The organism is Coleofasciculus sp., assembly GCF_046565525.1.
GTDB lineage: Bacteria > Cyanobacteriota > Cyanobacteriia > Cyanobacteriales > Coleofasciculaceae > Coleofasciculus.
Map to the genome: position 1 here is coordinate 36,707 of NZ_JBKHUP010000055.1, position 17,345 is coordinate 54,051.

A 17,345-nucleotide genomic window follows, 5' to 3' on the forward strand; every position below is an offset into this window, starting at 1 on the left:
TGCAGTCGTTACTAAAGCAGATCAAATCATTCTGACTTTACATTTTACCTAGCTTTTAGTTTTTGGTAGACTATCTAGTTTTTGTTTTAGAAGTAGATTTTTAATATCTTGCATTCCTAGATTACGCTTACTGTAAACCTCTATGGCATATTCCATCATATCTTCCTCTGTATTATTGGGAGCAAAAGAACGAACGAGTTCTAAAACCGATGCAGTCCTATCAAACAGCTTTACCATTTCGTCATGAGAACAATAGCTAATTTCTTGAGTGTGGATTATTGCAGATTCATTAAGTTTCTGTCTAGGAGAAATCAGAACAGTTGAACAAGGTACATAATCAGGAATATGTCCTTCTGCTCTGACAGTTGTTTCATGTCTACCAGCTTGAGTGACTGTATTTAACGAGATACCATAATTAGCTGTTTCTTCAGTGCGTCCTTCCTCAGTTTTTGCTTCAAATACAAAGGCGTGCCAATTTCCAAATATCCAGAGTCCATCAGGTTTACCTTGTTCTTTCTTTTTCCATTTATGGGTTTTCGCGCCAAGCATTCGACCAAGTGACTCTAACCCATCTTCAAAAGGTGTAGCATCTATATTTACAATATTTGTTTGTACAGTAGCAACTTTTTGAGAGTACTTACTACCCATAATCCCCCATTCCGTTAATAAATCATTTATTTGCATGAACCATTCTCTCCAAGGAAGATTATCATTTTCATCTGCTGTCTTCTCTAGATAAGGAAATAGCTTATTTAGCCAATTATTTTCTTTAGTGGTTTTCAAGGCTTTTTCTAAACTAGAAATAGCTGAATTTCTAAAGATCTCTTTGTCAGACTCTTTCCATGCTAAAAAAGCAGAATTTGCTGCTTGATGATACCAAAAAGTGACATAAGGCTTAAGTTGTGTCCCCCCCTCTAAAGAATCTAAAACTTTTGTTGCTTCATTGAATGCTTCTTTATGTTTACCATTCCAAGATTGATAAACATAATTGATTTCATGAGGCATAGATTTTGCAAGAGCTTCAGCTACATCATCTGATACTTTCAATGAAGAATCACGAAGTTTTTGAATCTCATTCTCAGCGTCTTTCCAATCTGGAGTTTTATTAAAAAAATCTTCGCCTAGCTCAACAAAATTATCAACTTCCAACTCTGTAGAATTATCTAACCCAAATTGAACTTCTGCTTGTAACTCTGGGTGCATCCCTTGTAAATTAATAGACGTACAGCACCACTTCGTTAAATCTTCTCCAAGAAGTATAACTAAAGCATAATCGTTTTCGTCACGAGTGCATCGCCCCATTGCTTGTGTAACTCTGGTACGGATACGATTGCGTAATTGTGAGGATGCTCCAAGACGAGTCAGTAAAAATTTTTCCTGCAATCCACTACCAGTAGGCATTCCGTCTAGGACTATAAAGCGACAGTCATCACCAGGTAGATCAATTCCATCATAACGAGTAGCAAGTATGAGAACCGTAGGCTTGTTACTTTTAGTAAAAGTCTCTAAACTTTCTTCAATATCTGTTGACTGTAATATAGTGTGGGTATCCTTTAAAAGATTTGACCATGCTTGAAGAGATGTATTGTTGGGAACAAGAATAAGTCCACGCTTTCTTTTTTGAAGCATTGTAGCAGCAACTTCTTTTGGATTAATTCCCGATGACATTGCTGGTAAAAAAATCAACTTTCTTCCTATACTTCTTTTATTCCATTCTCCAGGAATAGGAATTTTAGGTATTTTGTTAACTCCAAAAACACGCTCAAGATCCCCATCTTCTCCTAATGTTGCTGACATATATATTCGTTGATGTGCATTTGAAAATGGTTGATGAGTTAACGTGGGAGGAATAATTGGACGAATTTCAAAGTTTTCTGATGAACAATATATCGAACAAGCATCAAGATGAGATGAGATAAAACCCCAAGCATATTTTAGGTCTCGGTAATTTTGATCGTTTTCGTTAAATTTAATTAATGACTCCAAAGATTCTATAATTTGCTGATGTTTATTATGACAAGCAATATTTGAAATTAAATCAACTTGTTTATTCTCAAAATAACTGCCACCATTTTTAAGATAAAAGCCTACATATTCAGGTATTACTGATTCAAGAATACGAACAACTTGATCAAATAACTGCTTGTGATCCTTCCGATTAATAGAAACTGTCCATAAAGATGCTACATAGTTATCAGCAGCATGAGCATCATCACAGATAATTGTCTCCGGATCACTAATCTTTGGATTCGTATTAAAGATACCACTATAAGTTGTAATAGCGACTACTTCAGCTCTCTGATAGTTGTAAAAATCAGTGGGATCATAATCTTTCTGCTGTCCCATCAAAACTACTGTATTAATTCCATACAAATTTGCTTTTTTATGAACTTGACTACAAAGTTGACGAGTAGGACATAAATAAACCACTCTTTCTTTTCGTATTCTCCGCCGATATTCAGCAATTAAAAGACCAATAAGTGTTTTTCCCGTACCCGTTGGTAATTCGATAGCAATATCCTTAGCATTCTTCAAGTAATCTTTTTCATACTTATTTAATATTTGACCTTGATGGTTGCCCAAAAACTTGATTGAAGGATCACGTTTCAAATCTCTGAACATGAGATCAATAGACTCAGGAACAGAGTTTTGGTTTTTCGATGTCCGAAATTTAGCCATTTTCTTCCTAGACTTATTAGTAAGTATTTAGCTTAAAGCTACTATTCTGTCACAAGAATCTTTGTTGCTGCTTAGATCAGCCGACAAACTTTAGCAATCCTAATTACCCCTAATTTTACTGCTAAATCATAAGCACTTAGCTCAGTGTCTTCCATGATTAAAAAACCATTCTTTAGTTAATTATAAGACGAGCAATACTATTTTTATAATGACTGACCTACTTGAAAAATTTGTTCTGCCCTGAGATTAAGCCCAGAGAACGTAGGGGAAATAATTACATCATTCCCTCGAAACTGATTCACTTGATACTCCCCCTCAACAAGTTGATAAACCGATACCGTCGGTTGTTTCGGACTCCCTATAAAATTGCGTCCTCCTAGCGCAGCATAATCAACAATCCAATATTCAAAAACACCCATTTCTTCATAATCTGCTCTCTTTTTAAAATAATCGTCGCGCCAGTTTGTACTAACGACTTCAACAATAAGTTTGATAGATTGAGCATTTTCAATAATAGATTCTTTTTGCCAACGGGGTTCTGCTTTTATGGCTTCTTGCTCTAAGACAATAATATCAGGCTCATATCCCGATTTCCCATTGCTAGATTTAACAATAGATTCTCTAGGAATTGTCCAAATTCCCCGCTTCCCCATCTGGACAATGGTAAGAATTAACTCTTCTATCAAAAAGCCTGTTACGTTAGAGTGTGTTCCAGTGGGTTTTGGCATTTCGACAATTACCCCATCGTGGAGTTCGTAGCGTTTTCCTGTATTAGGATACCACGCAATAAACTCTTCAAAGGTAACAGTTTGGGTCAAAGATTGAACCATAGACTTGTTCTAGGGGAGTTCTTCTAATCATTTTTAACCAATAGGGTGCAGGAAGACCCTAATTTCAGGGTAGCGGATTAGAGGACTTCACATCATCTGGTCTAACATTTCAACCACCTCATCCATCTGTCGCCAAAACTCTCGTCCAGACTCCTGCCAATCCGACCATAGTTCCTTTAAACTACGCTTATCAGTCTCCGTCCCATTCTCCAAAGCCCTCCGCACAAGACTCCATTGGCGATTTGTAAGTTGCGACGTATGACCTTATATTAAGAAGAGTGGTAATGACTGGTATGCTGGTGGGCAGTGCCCACCCTACGGTATAGCAAGGGTTTCGGTAATCTCCAAAGGCAGAAGGCGAGCGTGCCATTAATGTTAAGAATCATACTTGATTGACCTGAAACCATGACCAAAATCAGGCATGATTAGGGCAGGTCTGTTAAATGCTGGAGGAACCTATGTCATCGGCTCCGCTATTTAGCGATCGCACTCATGCCGGTGAGGAGCTAGCTCAAGCTCTGCTTACCCAAATTACTGAACTGGAAACGACTACAGGTGAAACGGTATCACCCGTGGTGTATGCACTCCCCCGTGGCGGTATTCCTGTCGCCGTACCTGTTGCTCGTCGATTAAATTGTCCTCTGGATATCGTGGTGGCTAAAAAAATTACCACCCCCCAAAATCCAGAATTAGCCATTGGCGCTGTCACCTCAGAAGGACAAGTTTTGTGGGCGCAACATCGGCTATGGAGAAGACTTCAGTCTAGTTTGCGAAACACCGCCCTGCGTCATGCTCAAGATAAAGCTCAATCTCAGCTTGCTGAATTTGCCCCAGGTTGTCCTCAGGTTAACCCCCAAGGAATGTTAGCCCTTTTGGTTGATGATGGGATTGCTACAGGGATGACTATGGTTGCAGCGACTCAAGCGTTGAAAGAGCATCATCCTCACCAGATCTGGATTTGTACACCCGTCGCACCAGCCGGATTGATCAAGTGGCTCAGTCGTTTTGGCGATCGCTTAGTTATCCTGGAAACACCGGATGACTTTCTCAGTGTCAGCCGTTTCTACGGGGAATTTCCGCAGGTCAACACAGATGAGGCGCTGGCTTATTTACAAGAGTACAATCATCTTCCCCACCAACAGTAGCCAAATTAGTTGCCCTGAATTATCTTAACCAATAGTTCTCGCTGATGAGTTTTTTCATGAGACATTTACAATTCTGTTGGCGCACATTGGTGCTTTCCACGCAGCAAAATCCACCGGAGTCAATCGAACATTTGATGGTATTGTTAACCTTGGCGTTAGGCTTAAATTGGGTCTTTCAACCTGACTGGCAATACCTTGTTCTCAGTTCTAGCTTCGCTATTGGTGCAGCAGCCTCCATGTGGGTTAGGGAAGCATTTTTACCGTCACCACGTCCACGTATGGTTATGATCGTCGCGATTACGGTTTTACTTCTCTATAGCGTCTATGCCTTTGCCAATGTTGCTTATGACGTGGCGATCACTTAAGGCTGAGGCTGGTGTAAAATTAAGCGATTGCCATTGGGGTCATAAGCGTAGATTTCCCGCCCGTGGGACGCGACGATGATTTCGCCCGGTGGGGGATATCCCAGGTTGCACAATTGTGCGATCGCGGCGTCTAAGTCATCGACATCTAAACACAAGCTAAATCCACTTTTCTCAGACTGCTCAAATTCCTGTCGATGGTTATCCCTGGGTTTAAATAGTCCGAGTCGCAATCCAGGGAGATGAAACTCGGCATAGTTGTTGGGAATATGGCAATGGGGAGATTCGGCAAGTAATTGACTATAAAACTCAACCAGTGGCTCGATATTCGCAGCCGCTATGGTAACCAAAGCCCTATGCAAGTGAATTTTCATCTAAACAATAATAAAATATTTCAGGACGTCGGATTATGTTTAAATTTTCAAATAAAAACCAGCTTATCCCCCAACAATAATTTATCACTCCTTATTGAATATTGACATAAAAATATTTTTATGCATAAAAGAAGATCTTCCAGTTCAGATCATTGAGCTCGTGTCCTCAACAGAGAAATTGAAGCGCAATTGATCCCCGCACTTGCCTAAAACCCTAAAATAGGATGAGTACTTCCTTTGAAAACACTAAGCCTGAATATGCCCAAAACCGTTGCCGAAGTGATGAGCCGTGACCCGATCACGGTTACCCCCCAAACGCCGATTAAAGAGGCGATGAAAATTCTTGCCCAACGAGGTATCAGTGGTTTGCTGGTGGTCAATGATACAGGCAAATTGGTGGGCATTATTTCAGAAACAGATTTGTTGTGGCAACAGACAGGAGTAGAACCCCCTGTCTACATCGTATTTCTCGACAGTGTGATTTATCTAGAAAACCCAGCCCGGTACGAAGAAGAACTGCACAAGGCTCTAGGGCAAACCGTTGGAGAAGTCATGACCCACGAACCTGTGGTTGTCAAGCCCGATCAACCCTTACGCAAAGCCGCCAAACTAATGCAGGACAAATCACTGCGCCGTTTAGCGGTGACTGACAACCAGGGGAAAGTGATTGGTGTCCTCACGGCGGGAGATATTGTGCGGGCAATGATTGCTGAATTGGAATAGTCATAAACCCACCGCCTAAAACTGTGGGTTTATAGTAGAGTGCCACGATTCAAGATAAATCACTGATCAATAATAAATACATTACAATGACTGTTTCTCGTGAGTCTGTTCAACAGTTGCTAAATTCCGAGGACTTTGGCAACCGCCTAAGTGGGGTAAATCTACTACGTCAGCTAGAACCATCGATAGCTTATGAATTAGTCCAGCCTATTGTGACTGACACTAATGCTCGGGTTCGGTACGCCGCCGTTAGCCAACTTGATACCCTTGGAGATCAGGATTTATCACTCACCTTGAGAATGTTACGCGATCGCCTCTTGAACGACTCGGAACCGGATGTCCAAGCTGCAGCCGCTGACGCTTTGGGCGCCCTGAAGATGACCGAGGCGTTTGATGAGATGCAACAGTTATATCACCAATCATCGGAATGGTTATTGCAGTTTAGTATTGTTGCGGCATTAGGTGAACTGGGTGAGTCCCGTGCTTTTCCCCTCTTAGAAGAAGCACTCTCCTCCGAAACCAGCTTGATTCAAACCGCTGCGATTAGTTCGTTGGGAGAACTAGGTGATCCCCGTGCTGTACCATTATTAGTTCCCTTTGCCACCGATCCTGACTGGCAAGTGCGTTACCGAGTCGCCCAGGCGCTCAAGCCCTTCGATAGTTCAGAGGCTAGAGCCGCCTTAGAAGCCTTAGCCAATGACTCGGTTGAGCAAGTGGCTCAGGAAGCCAAACGAAATTTAGAATCAATTTAGCCAGTTTGAGGTTGAGCGCTGAAGGGGTGACAAACCCTCTAAAACCCTTTAAAAGCCAACTTTTAGCGATATTAGTATCTTCAAAGATAAAGCCTTATTGGCAGATGAAGACCACAACCATGAGAAATGATCTAGCGAAGCGTTGCGCAGGGGGTATGGGGGAGGCGCTCGTCCCCCATTGGGGGGTCTGGGGGGCTAGTCCCCCAGAAAGACAAAACCGCTATCTTTGAGGAGAAGAAATGGGCTAACAGCAGGATGGCTCAAAACTTCAGCTCGCTTGTCACCCCGTGAGGGTTGAGCGTTGTTTTGGGTGTCATGAAGCGTTGATGCTAGATAAACACCCAAATCGCTTTATTCGACAACTTTCACCAGTCCACGATGCACACCATAGATCAACCGCATTAAGATAGCTTCATCATTATTTGTGAAAGAATTGTCCCAAGGAGCTGTCATCAATTCACGCCAGTCAGATAAACTGATCTGACCTTTACACATAATGTCAGCAAATATCGGTGCCAAACAGCATCGGCTCAAGGTTTGTTCGTCTAGAGGAGCTTGTTCAGTGGCATTCATGATTGTGGTTGTTGGGTTGACTTTCAAAGGATGAACACATCAATTCTACTCACTCATGATCACTCATCCCGCGATCGCGTCACCAAAACCTTATTATATGCAGTTAATGGAGCTAAGCGGATTCGAACCGCTGACCCCCTCAATGCCATTGAGGTGCTCTACCAGCTGAGCTATAGCCCCGTGCAGCATCTTCCATCATGCCTTTATTTTATCGCTTCGTCAAGTCTTATTAAATTATTGCCTCGTGAGAGATTATCGAGTTATGAAACAATAGCATCCCTAAAACGAACCTGACACTGCCGCAATGCGACTCAAGTAGCCCAAATAGCTGTCCATCAAAAAATATACCACTAACATGGCGGCGGCTGACATCGCCACCAATGTGCCAGCCAGCATCAAGGAAAACTCTCGTGTATCAAACGCCTGTTGCATTAAGTGCAGTGACCAAGCGACTAAAGCAATATCAAATATTAAAATAGCAATCAACATAATTTACGAAATGTAACATCGAATCTATTCTAGCAGTCGTCTATGTAGCTGCAAACAATCCAATTGTGTGATATAAGTCACAAGAGTTAAAGGCAGATCAGCCGGGATTTGAGAAACCTTAGATCATCCTGACGGGAACCTGATGGTGCTGCAAATGGTGCTTAATTTCCGATACGGTGAGTTGTCCGTAATGCAGTAAAGAGGCTAAGAGGGCGGCTTCGGCTTTCCCCTCAGTTAGGGCTTGATAAATGTGATCGCAAGTTCCAGCACCACCGGAGGCAATTACCGGAATTTCTACCTGTTCAGCAATGGTGCGGGTTAGCTCCAAGTCATACCCAGCTTGAGTTCCATCAGCATCCATGCTGGTTACCAGGAGTTCTCCCGCGCCACGTCGCTCGACTTCTTTTGCCCAGGCGATCGCATCAAGTCCTGTATTTTCTCGTCCGCCACGCACAAAAACATCCCAACCCGGATGACTGGGATCTACGCGGCGACGGGCGTCAATCGCCACGACAATACATTGATTGCCAAAGCGATCGCTAGCTTGATTGATAAAATCTGGATTGCGGACAGCCGCCGAGTTAATACTGATTTTATCGGCACCAGCCCTTAACAATAATTTAACAGTTTCTAAGGATTGGATACCGCCGCCGACGGTTAAGGGAATAAACACCTGTTCTGCGGTACGGTAGACAACATCAATAATAATATCGCGGTCTTCATGAGTAGCAGTGATATCCAAAAACACCAGTTCATCAGCACCGGCTTGGTTGTAAGCTTGTGCCAATTCCACTGGATCACCAGCATCTTGCAAATTTACAAAGTTGACGCCCTTGACCACCCGCCCAGCCTTTACATCCAGGCAAGGTAAGATTCGTTTAGCTAGCATGTCAGATGTCTTACGCTGTGTGATGGGATAATACTTAATCTCTTAACTAATCTAAACCTTTTGTGCCTGAGTGTCTCGGTTGCAGATGAAATGATAGGCTTAAATCATGGCTATAACGTCCTTTAGACAATCTCAAGAACCTGACCCACAACCCCCATCCCGTCAGAAAAAAAAGGGTCGCCGTAAGGAACGCCAGCAAGAGTTGGAAACAGACTTGTTACTGGCTACCGCGATAGCCGAGGAAACGGAGAACCAAGAGGAAGGGATTCGTCCCCACCGGCTAGCCGACTATATCGGGCAAAAAGAACTCAAAGATATTTTAGAAATTGCGATCGCGGCGGCGAAGGCGCGAAATGAATCATTAGACCATTTGCTCTTGTACGGACCGCCGGGATTGGGGAAAACCACGATGTCGCTAATTTTGGCGACAGAGATGGGGACAAATTGCAAAATTACGGCGGCTCCGGCTTTGGAACGCCCCCGGGATATTGTGGGGATTTTAGTGAATCTTAAACCGGGGGATATTTTATTTATCGATGAAATTCATCGCCTCTCGCGCATGAGTGAGGAACTGTTGTATCCGGCGATGGAGGATTATCGTTTGGATATTACGATTGGCAAAGGGCAATCGGCGCGAACCCGGAGTATTCCTTTACCCCAGTTTACCCTGGTTGGTGCTACGACAAGGGTGGGATCACTCACCTCCCCCTTGCGCGATCGCTTCGGTTTGATCCAGCGTCTGCGGTTCTACGAACCCGATGAATTGAGTTTAATTGTGCAACGAACCGCCCAGTTATTACAAGCGCCGGTGAGTGAAGAAGGGGCGGTAGAAATTGCCCGTCGTTCTCGGGGAACTCCCCGCATTGCCAATCGTTTACTCAGGCGAGTACGAGATTATGCTCAGGTGAAAAAGATGGACGTAATTAACCAGGATGTCGCCGCCGAAGCCTTGGAAGTATTCAATGTCGATCCGGCGGGTTTGGATTGGACAGATCGGCTAGTGTTAAGTGTGATGATTGAACAATTCCAGGGAGGACCTGTGGGCTTAGAAGCCGTAGCCGCTGCAACTGGAGAAGACGCTCAAACCATTGAGGAAGTGTATGAGCCGTATTTATTACAGATTGGGTACTTACATCGAACCCCTCGTGGTCGTGTTGCTACAGACGCGGCTCGTAAGCATTTAGGATATTGGCAAGATTGACACCGGGCTAGCTACATCGTTCATAGCAAGGGGACAGACATGAACTATGAACGATGAATCATCTCCATGGTTAACCGTGCATAGCTCGATGCTTCAACTCCTCGTGCGCTCTCTTAGGGAGCGATTCAAGTTTTTTGGGCGCTCTTCCATTTTCACGGGGAGCCTCAACCTTTGCCCAGTTCTCCTGAATGTAGTTTAGATCGTCCGCCGAAGCCACGTAGCTTTCAACATAGCCACAATTGACACAAACATACGTATCCAGTGCAGCATAGCGAGCGCTAGAGTTGCCTAATCCTAGGGTCATCGTATTCAGTGCTGGAAACTTTCGGTTTTTGTTGCTTCTAACCTGATACGATCCACAGGAGCTGCATTGACCATTCTTCATTGTCATGACTGCTTCAACCTTACAAGTTGGCTTTCCTTTTGACTTCATTAGGGAAACGGTATAATCCGGATGACCGTTAACGTTTGTTTTCATTTAGGTTGTATATAATCAGCGCCTGCAAGAGATGAGATAGAGAGGATTGGATTGAGGGAAACCTTTGGGGAAGTTGCACCTGATATCCATTTACCAGGATTCCCTAAACCCTCGCCTATCTCAACATTTTGGCTCGCGATCGCGCTGCACATTGTAGATGACTTTTTGCCAATACCCGTTTTCAGCAACAACCGGGATGGTTTCTCCTGACCTGATCGAATCTGCGATTAGCTAGCAACCAATCTCTTCCCAATACAAACAGCCGCTGACGCCGTTCTGTTCGAGGTTGGTTAAATTAGTTGGGCTGCTGATTATGCTATTCATTATACTTTGCCTCCCCCTCTTTCATCATTTCGTCAATGAAACTTGGGGTTAGTCTAGCCCACAGAATTCTGGTGTGACTGTTTTTGTAATTAAACAAGCGGCTGCCCAAATAGAATCTTTCTCAATACCTTCTGACGTTGCCAAATTTACAACCGATCACCACTATGAAATGGTAGCAAAATTAACAGATTAACATAGTCAATTGAATACTGCCAACCGGGAATTTATATCTGATATCATTACATTAACAACCTGTAGGGGCGACCCGTTTGCATCAATTAACAACACCAGTCCACTTAGGTTCGGTCAGGTCGCCCTAGTGATGGTGACTTTACCCCATGAGAATTACCGTGTCAATGACATGGATAATACCATTATCCGCTTCGATATCAGGGGCAACAACTGTCGCATTTTTGACTTCAAAACTATCAGAACAGTCAATTCGGATTGACGAACCCTCAACAGAGGTTACTGAATCGACATTAGCTAAATCAGCTTGAGTCAATTTACCAGAAACGACATGATACTTCAGAATTCGCGTCAGCTGGGGAATATTTTGGAGCAAGGTTTGTATGGTTCCCGGTGGTAACTTAGCAAAAGCGGCGTCATTAGGTGCAAAAACCGTAAAAGGACCAGGACTTTTAAGAGTATCCACTAAACCAGCCGCTTGCACAGCGGCTACTAGGGTTTGGAACGAATCCGCACTAACGGCGATATCTACAATATCAGGCATTGATTTCAACTCATCCTCTGCAAAATAATCTCTTCTCGGATTTTGACATTTTCCCATATACCGGTGTAGGGACGGGTTTTACTACTAAGTAGGTGGGTGGAAATAAACCCAACTCGATTAAGTTTTCTGAATTTCCTTGATCTGCCAAGAGGAACCGTGGCAAGTCAGGTAGTCGCACGGTAAAATCAGCGACATCAGTACTGAGGAGTCCGGATATGGGAAATTTTATTGGCATCAGCGTAACCCTTGCTACAGCAGTACTCGCGAGTCTTGCGTTTACCCCCACGTCAGCATCAGCTCAAGCCGCTTATGGTAGTTATGTCGGGGCTGGTGGTACTTTCGGTATTGAAGAAGATAGTCGCGGTGAAGGGCGGCAATTTGGGGGAGTGTTGGCGGTACGGTACAAACTCTTAGAACTTCCTGTCTCTCTGCGAGCGCAAGCCCTCATTGGTGCAGGTACGGCGGTGGTGCCGACAATTTCTTATGACTTTCCCCTCAACTGGCAAACGGATGTTTATCTGGGGGCGGGTGCGGCGTTTGCTAGTGGTGATACGCCATCACCGGTGGGAGATAAAACTAGCTTCGCTTTGCAACCGGGGATTGATTATGTTGTTCCTGGCGGTAGTACGGTGCTTTTTGGTAATGCGATTATTGCCTTTGATGCCTATCGTCAGGGAGGCGGAACGGCGGTTTCGGTGCAGGGTGGCGTTGGGTTGCGATTTTAACTAGACAGGCAAGTCATCTCGCCGCTAACCCTCCCCGTCGCCTTGGGGAGGGAACTCAAAGGGGTTTCACTGTGCGATCGCGTCGTTTGTAGTAGCCACTAAAGTGGCTTCAGATGTTCTATTTCCTAGCACGAAGCGTGCTGACTACGAACAGATCGCAATCCGATTCTGACATCCCTGAATCTCCAGTTCCAGTCGCGGTTCTGGCTGATTACAGAATAGAACACCACGATAGCCACTCGCAACCAGAGTAAAGGATAACTGCTGACTCCCCCCGGCTTCCACCGTCGCGTCTCCTAAATTCACCTGACATTTTGTCCAATCCACACGCACATCTCGATGAGAGAGAATATCAGTAACTAACACTTGATGGGTTGATTTCATCACCTTAATCGCCAAGTGACGCACCGTAAATCCTATCACCCCCTTTTCAAACTCCTCCACTCTTATTTCAGGGGGTAATCCAGTAATAGTAAGTTGCTCCTGTGCACCTGTGCTCCTGTGCACCTCTGCTTCCTTGTCTCTCAAAGGACGTTCTATTGGCGCTAATGGGGGAACTACAGAGATAGCATCTGGATTAATTACCCACTCCTGCGCTTTTTTAATCAAATTAGACTGGAGTTTTGCCGCTTTCCTCAGCTTTCCTTGATTCGTCACATAATCAACCTGTTTTTTCTTCGTCGCTATCCAACGTTCCCGGGCAAATTGACGCTGTTGTTGGTTAGTGTCGTTGACAAATTCCTCGTAAAATGATAAGGTTTCAACCAGTAATCCAACTTTTTCCAGAGCAATTCCTATCTGTGGCATCAAGAGGTAGTCTTGCCCGTCTGGAGTAGATAAAACCCGCTCTTTCATAAATTGTTCATAGTGTTGGCGTTGATCTTTGCTCAAGTTTTGGGGGATTAATCCTGAACCTGCCAATTCATAAACAATGTCGAAATTCAACGCGGCTTTTTCCTCGGTTGAACCGATGACATTAGGTAAATCGGTATTGAACAATTCGAGGGCGTCTTGCCAGTATTTCTGGCGGAAGAAATAGCGGAACAGTAGCCGCAGTAGCTTGATTTTGATCCCATCCCGCGTCGCGAGTCGAAAACAGTCTTTGACTTTGGCTAAATCATCTAACCCCACATAAACCACACAGGCTTGTTGGTATTCCTGCTTCATTTCCAACCCTTGGGCGACATAGCGCAGCCATCTGCGATCGCGGGGTTTGCCAGCTTGCCGCCATTGGTGGATAATCTGATCAGCATCGCCTGCTTGTGCTAAATACGCTAATCCTTCTGGCATGCCCACAGTAAAGGCTTTTGCCCGATGATAGTCTGGGGTTTGAGTTGCATTACTTTCGTCCCAATACTGTATCGCTTGGTGATAATTTTGAGCGCGATAGAAACAAGTCCCGGCTTGCACCTTTAATTCTGGATAACCCACTGAGGCTAAGATAGCTAGAACTTCGCCAAACTGCTGCCATTGTGATGATGGTATTTGGGAATTATTGGGAATGGTTTCAATTCGATGGGCATATTCCTTAATTCCTTGCTGCCATTGTTTTTGCTGATTAACCTGTTGATTTCCCTGAATAACCCATGATTCATGACTGATAATATACCGAGTAAAACTATCCAGCGCGGCTAAATCATCAGGTGGTGTTACCATAAACCGCGCCAGGATGCACTCAGCCGCTGATTGATGTTGGGGGTGCGAATCATACCAAGCGACTAATTCTGACCAGCACAGCCCCTGCCAGAAGCAATCCCACGCCTGATCCGATTCCCCCAACTCCAAAAAGCAATGACCCGCTTGTCGATACTGCCTCTCAAACTTCAGCGCCCAAGCCTGACAATAGTTCCCTTGAGTGATATCCCCTAAATCCCAATAGAATTGTTTGGCTCGGCGCAGTAAACTAGGATTTTGTCCATGTAATCCTTTAAGCTGAAATTCTTGCGCGATCGCACCAGGGTCATCTTCACGCATCGTCTCTACCATATTTGGCATACCCGGTGCTAGGGTTTTCACCTTATCTTGCCAACGGCTTTTGTGTTTAGCATGTCCTAACATTGCCTGTAACAAGGCTTCATCACTGGCATAGTTCCACAGTTGACGGTTTCCAGTTTCTGAATCGACAATAAATAAATAATCCGTTGCCCGACTAGCGGCGACATAGAGTTTATTGAAAAAGTATTCAACCTTAACTTTTTGGTCAACGCCTTGTAGATTCCAGACATTATCGCTACACTCTTCACCAAATTTATACAATATCACCCGTTTAAATTCCAATCCCTTGGCAGAAATGGCGCTTAAAACATTTTTTAGGGGTTCTGGGGATTGGGGATTGGGAATTGGGGATTGGGGATTGGGGCGCGAATGCTTCGCCTTTACGAATTCATGGGGATTGGGCGAAGCATTCGCGTTGAGATGTGAATAGAAAACCGATAGATTGGGGCGCGAATGCTTTGCCCCTACGAATTCATCCCCGGTTACCGGTTCCCGATAATTTAACTGAGGAAAAATTTGAGACAAGACTTCATCCGCTTGGGCATAAGCGACTTCTTCCCCTTCCTCACAGGGAACAATGATAATCGTGTCTTTAATATAGGGGATTAATTCCTCAGCACTAATAGTTTGATTGAGGATAAATGTTTGGGGTTCAGGGAAATCACCCGGATGCCATGGGGTTTGAGGTTGGAGTTCTCTAATGTCAAAGAGAACGTGACGCCAAAGCTGAATTAAATTGGTGAATTGAACAATAGACAGACTTGATCGATAATTATAGGACAAGTCCTGAAAATTAACGGTCAACTTTAATTGATCAGCCGGATCAAGGGCGGTAATCACTTCGGCATTAAAAGCGGCTTGGGTGCTAGACCAATGGAATCCGGTTGGATTTAAGGTTTGAAAGGGATCACCAGCAAAGGCAAAGGGTAAGCTAAGAATGGGTTGGTATCCCAAATGGTATTGGGAAAACAGAGACAGCCGCATAATTAGCTGTAACTCTAGGCGGGTAAAGTCTTGGGCTTCATCGCAGAAGATCGCGGTATAGTCGGAATGATAACACTTCAATTCCAAGACTGTGGCAATTAAATCTTGGTCATCCCAGTAATCTAGTTCCGTGGTTAGATGCTTATACCAGTGTTGCCAAATGGTCTCATAGATTCCCTGGAATTTCTCCACATCAATCGTGCGTTCTTTCCGGGGAACTTCCTCGTGATAGTCTTCCGGCGTCATGTAGTCTGATTGACCATATCCTTTAATAAAACTTCGGATAATGTGCCAACAAATTTCTGGGGAATAATGGCGGGATTCGGGGAGATGCAGGATCAGTTTGGCAAGGGCGGGTTCGGCATGGGTTCCCTGATACAATTGTTTGAATCGATGGAAGGAGATATAGTATTCAGGATTAAACCGTTTTCGTTCTTGGGGTGGAAGTAAGCTTAACAGGAATTTACCGAAGGGTTGAAAGGCGCGATCGCAGTTGGGGATGTCATCGCCGGGACTGCGTTCAGCGACAAAGCGGTGGTGGGAATGTAGGAGTCGGTTGACCCCATCTCTGGCAATTTCCAATAGCCGTTCATTGTAGGTGAGAAACAGGGGTTGACCCGGAAGCGGTTCAAGACGGCGATGTCCTTGGGGGGTATAGTGTTTACGGTAGCAGTAGTCGGCAAACAGATAAATCAGCATCGTGGACTTCCCACTACCCGCCCGCCCATTAATGAATAGGGGGAGTGAATCGGTTTGGGGGGTAGCGCCAGACACCAATTGGAGAATCTCCTCTTCTTCTGGGGAAAGGGCTAGATTTGCCTCTTTACCCCGTTCAATCGCCAACCAACTTTCCTCATCGGCTAATAGGTACGCCGGATAGGAACGACGGGCGAAGGGGGTTAATTCATGGATGGTTTGGGGTTGGGATAAATGGTTGGATGTGTTTGCACCGTTGAATAGGGTGGTGCGCTGTCCCACTTCCCTAATCTCGGCGCTGGAGGGGGGGTGATCAAAGGCGGCGATGAGAAACAGCACACCCCGAACACTCGCATCAGTGGTTTCAATTTGGCTGTAGAGGACGTAACAATTGTTTTCCCCCCACAGGTTGACATTTTCTGGAAGCTGGGGTTGATCAGGGGAAATGATTAGGGTGTCGGCGAAGCTATCGGTTTGGATGACACCACTGTGACTATTGCCATTTCCTATAGATGTCGCTGTATGGGTATTAATCTGGGAAATAATCTGATAGTAGGTTTTCCACGCCTGTTGCAGTTTAACGGTGGTAAACTGTCTCACCCATTCTTCGCTTTCATAGATCATCCAATCGTCCGGGACAATGTCTGGTTCCCATCTTGGTGGCTCCAGCCAAGGACGCAAGGTTTCTGGGAGTTCGGGTAAGGGTTCAACTGAGGGTTGCTCAGATTGGGCTTGGGTGAGCCAATCGCGAATCTGTTGTCGGTCAAGTTGGGGTTCCCAATGGGTCTGACCATAATGAATGGGGGCTTCGAGGAACTGTTCATAGTCGTGATCGCCCCGTTTAAAGATATCAATAAAGCACAACAGTTGCTGATTATCCAGATGCAGGATACGACCAATCAGTCGGCGGTTGAGGATGCGGCGCTTCAGGTAAGGATAAACCCGCTCAAACCGGGATTGCACTTCATCGAGTCGTTGAGTTTGCAGTTGGGTACATAGATCATCGATGCGATCGCCAATTCCATAGCGTTCTGCTTTCTCATTAAACTCACAGGTGCGATAGATGTACATTCAAGAGTTCCCGTTCTTGTGCTATATAAAACTCATACAATGGACGACATAATCGGACATTGATGTTTACTTACTGCTTCAACCAGGGCTGTCGGCAGGCAACAGTCCCCAGTCGTTAAGTTCCGAGCTAGCCACCCGTACTTTTTCTTTTGGTGCGTTCTCAGTAGGGGCGAAGCATTTGCTTGTCAAAAGTAATGCAAGTAATCGCTCTTTGAACTCCGCCAATGCTTCGCCCTTACAAACTGTGTCAAAAGTAATGCAAGTAATCGCTCTTTGAACTCCGCCAATGCTTCGCCCTTACAAACTGTGTCAAAAGTAATGC

General features: G+C 44.7%; 16 protein-coding genes and 1 tRNA gene. 7 read left to right on the plus strand and 10 right to left on the minus strand.

The window, feature by feature from the left end; genetic code table 11:
• Positions 1 to 48: 48 nt before the first annotated feature.
• Both ACLGGO_RS19815 and ACLGGO_RS19820 read right to left on the minus strand, forming a co-directional pair.
• A complete protein-coding gene (locus ACLGGO_RS19815; RefSeq protein ID WP_446420600.1) occupies positions 49 to 2,679 on the minus strand; it encodes a DEAD/DEAH box helicase in 2,631 nt (876 codons plus the stop codon).
• A 203-nt stretch (positions 2,680 to 2,882) separates the two neighbouring features.
• Positions 2,883 to 3,509, minus strand: coding sequence for a Uma2 family endonuclease (locus ACLGGO_RS19820; protein ID WP_446420601.1), 627 nt, complete (start codon positions 3,507 to 3,509; stop codon positions 2,883 to 2,885).
• A 458-nt stretch (positions 3,510 to 3,967) separates the two neighbouring features.
• Between ACLGGO_RS19820 and ACLGGO_RS19825 the strand changes: the two genes are divergently transcribed.
• Together ACLGGO_RS19825 and ACLGGO_RS19830 are read left to right on the plus strand one after the other, a co-directional pair.
• Positions 3,968 to 4,654 (plus strand): phosphoribosyltransferase, encoded by a 687-nt coding sequence (locus tag ACLGGO_RS19825; RefSeq protein WP_446420602.1) that lies wholly within the window; start codon positions 3,968 to 3,970, stop codon positions 4,652 to 4,654.
• 56 nt (positions 4,655 to 4,710) lie between these two features.
• The gene (locus tag ACLGGO_RS19830) at positions 4,711 to 5,019 is read left to right on the plus strand and encodes a hypothetical protein (protein WP_446336639.1); all 309 of its coding nucleotides are present in this window, start codon (positions 4,711 to 4,713) and stop codon (positions 5,017 to 5,019) included.
• Here ACLGGO_RS19830 and ACLGGO_RS19835 read toward each other — a convergent pair.
• Entirely contained in the window at positions 5,016 to 5,390 is a 375-nt protein-coding gene (locus ACLGGO_RS19835) for a VOC family protein (protein ID WP_446420603.1), read from the minus strand. The two genes, ACLGGO_RS19830 and ACLGGO_RS19835, sit on opposite strands and share 4 nt — an antisense overlap.
• Positions 5,391 to 5,648: 258 nt before the next feature.
• On the opposite strand from ACLGGO_RS19835, the gene ACLGGO_RS19840 reads away from it, so the two are divergent.
• The gene (locus tag ACLGGO_RS19840; protein ID WP_446336649.1) at positions 5,649 to 6,113 is read left to right on the plus strand and encodes a CBS domain-containing protein; all 465 of its coding nucleotides are present in this window, start codon (positions 5,649 to 5,651) and stop codon (positions 6,111 to 6,113) included.
• A gap of 86 nt (positions 6,114 to 6,199) precedes the next feature.
• The gene (gene nblB / locus ACLGGO_RS19845) at positions 6,200 to 6,865 is read left to right on the plus strand and encodes a phycobilisome degradation protein NblB (protein ID WP_446420604.1); all 666 of its coding nucleotides are present in this window, start codon (positions 6,200 to 6,202) and stop codon (positions 6,863 to 6,865) included.
• 351 nt (positions 6,866 to 7,216) lie between these two features.
• On the opposite strand, the gene ACLGGO_RS19850 is transcribed toward nblB, so the two are convergent.
• The 4 genes from ACLGGO_RS19850 to hisF form a co-directional block, all read right to left on the minus strand.
• A complete protein-coding gene (locus ACLGGO_RS19850) occupies positions 7,217 to 7,438 on the minus strand; it encodes a hypothetical protein (protein WP_446336636.1) in 222 nt (73 codons plus the stop codon).
• Between the two features lie 107 nt (positions 7,439 to 7,545).
• A tRNA-Ala gene (locus ACLGGO_RS19855) sits at positions 7,546 to 7,618 on the minus strand.
• A gap of 99 nt (positions 7,619 to 7,717) precedes the next feature.
• Complete coding sequence (locus ACLGGO_RS19860) at positions 7,718 to 7,927, minus strand: hypothetical protein (RefSeq protein WP_446336635.1); 210 nt, start codon at positions 7,925 to 7,927, stop codon at positions 7,718 to 7,720.
• Between the two features lie 118 nt (positions 7,928 to 8,045).
• Positions 8,046 to 8,816, minus strand: coding sequence for an imidazole glycerol phosphate synthase subunit HisF (hisF, locus tag ACLGGO_RS19865; protein WP_446336634.1), 771 nt, complete (start codon positions 8,814 to 8,816; stop codon positions 8,046 to 8,048).
• A gap of 106 nt (positions 8,817 to 8,922) precedes the next feature.
• Here hisF and ruvB point away from each other — a divergent pair, with 106 nt between their 5' ends.
• Positions 8,923 to 10,017 (plus strand): Holliday junction branch migration DNA helicase RuvB, encoded by a 1,095-nt coding sequence (gene ruvB / locus ACLGGO_RS19870; RefSeq protein ID WP_446420605.1) that lies wholly within the window; start codon positions 8,923 to 8,925, stop codon positions 10,015 to 10,017.
• Positions 10,018 to 10,087: 70 nt separating this feature from the next.
• Here ruvB and ACLGGO_RS19875 read toward each other — a convergent pair whose 3' ends face one another.
• Positions 10,088 to 10,495, minus strand: coding sequence for a hypothetical protein (locus tag ACLGGO_RS19875; RefSeq protein WP_446420606.1), 408 nt, complete (start codon positions 10,493 to 10,495; stop codon positions 10,088 to 10,090).
• 51 nt (positions 10,496 to 10,546) lie between these two features.
• On the opposite strand from ACLGGO_RS19875, the gene ACLGGO_RS19880 reads away from it, so the two are divergent.
• Positions 10,547 to 10,705, plus strand: a complete 159-nt coding sequence (locus ACLGGO_RS19880; protein WP_446420607.1) for a hypothetical protein — start codon at positions 10,547 to 10,549, stop codon at positions 10,703 to 10,705.
• Positions 10,706 to 11,150: 445 nt separating this feature from the next.
• On the opposite strand, the gene ACLGGO_RS19885 is transcribed toward ACLGGO_RS19880, so the two are convergent.
• Positions 11,151 to 11,552, minus strand: a complete 402-nt coding sequence (locus tag ACLGGO_RS19885; RefSeq protein WP_446336631.1) for a fasciclin domain-containing protein — start codon at positions 11,550 to 11,552, stop codon at positions 11,151 to 11,153.
• A 215-nt stretch (positions 11,553 to 11,767) separates the two neighbouring features.
• On the opposite strand from ACLGGO_RS19885, the gene ACLGGO_RS19890 reads away from it, so the two are divergent.
• On the plus strand, positions 11,768 to 12,277 hold the full coding sequence (locus ACLGGO_RS19890) for a hypothetical protein (RefSeq protein ID WP_446336630.1): 510 nt from the start codon (positions 11,768 to 11,770) through the stop codon (positions 12,275 to 12,277).
• A 144-nt stretch (positions 12,278 to 12,421) separates the two neighbouring features.
• Here ACLGGO_RS19890 and ACLGGO_RS19895 read toward each other — a convergent pair whose 3' ends face one another.
• Positions 12,422 to 17,023 carry a hypothetical protein gene (locus tag ACLGGO_RS19895; RefSeq protein WP_446420608.1) on the minus strand — a complete coding sequence of 1,534 codons (4,602 nt, stop codon included), beginning with the start codon at positions 17,021 to 17,023 and terminating at the stop codon, positions 12,422 to 12,424.
• Positions 17,024 to 17,345 lie beyond the last annotated feature (322 nt).

Coding starts and splice junctions, on each gene's coding strand:
- ACLGGO_RS19815 (WP_446420600.1), bottom strand. CDS start 2,679: ATGGCTAAATTTCGGACATCGAAAAACCAAAACTCTGTTCCTGAGTCT.
- ACLGGO_RS19820 (WP_446420601.1), bottom strand. CDS start 3,509: ATGGTTCAATCTTTGACCCAAACTGTTACCTTTGAAGAGTTTATTGCG.
- ACLGGO_RS19825 (WP_446420602.1), top strand. CDS start 3,968: ATGTCATCGGCTCCGCTATTTAGCGATCGCACTCATGCCGGTGAGGAG.
- ACLGGO_RS19830 (WP_446336639.1), top strand. CDS start 4,711: ATGAGACATTTACAATTCTGTTGGCGCACATTGGTGCTTTCCACGCAG.
- ACLGGO_RS19835 (WP_446420603.1), bottom strand. CDS start 5,390: ATGAAAATTCACTTGCATAGGGCTTTGGTTACCATAGCGGCTGCGAAT.
- ACLGGO_RS19840 (WP_446336649.1), top strand. CDS start 5,649: ATGCCCAAAACCGTTGCCGAAGTGATGAGCCGTGACCCGATCACGGTT.
- nblB (WP_446420604.1), top strand. CDS start 6,200: ATGACTGTTTCTCGTGAGTCTGTTCAACAGTTGCTAAATTCCGAGGAC.
- ACLGGO_RS19850 (WP_446336636.1), bottom strand. CDS start 7,438: ATGAATGCCACTGAACAAGCTCCTCTAGACGAACAAACCTTGAGCCGA.
- ACLGGO_RS19860 (WP_446336635.1), bottom strand. CDS start 7,927: ATGTTGATTGCTATTTTAATATTTGATATTGCTTTAGTCGCTTGGTCA.
- hisF (WP_446336634.1), bottom strand. CDS start 8,816: ATGCTAGCTAAACGAATCTTACCTTGCCTGGATGTAAAGGCTGGGCGG.
- ruvB (WP_446420605.1), top strand. CDS start 8,923: ATGGCTATAACGTCCTTTAGACAATCTCAAGAACCTGACCCACAACCC.
- ACLGGO_RS19875 (WP_446420606.1), bottom strand. CDS start 10,495: ATGAAAACAAACGTTAACGGTCATCCGGATTATACCGTTTCCCTAATG.
- ACLGGO_RS19885 (WP_446336631.1), bottom strand. CDS start 11,552: ATGCCTGATATTGTAGATATCGCCGTTAGTGCGGATTCGTTCCAAACC.
- ACLGGO_RS19890 (WP_446336630.1), top strand. CDS start 11,768: ATGGGAAATTTTATTGGCATCAGCGTAACCCTTGCTACAGCAGTACTC.
- ACLGGO_RS19895 (WP_446420608.1), bottom strand. CDS start 17,023: ATGTACATCTATCGCACCTGTGAGTTTAATGAGAAAGCAGAACGCTAT.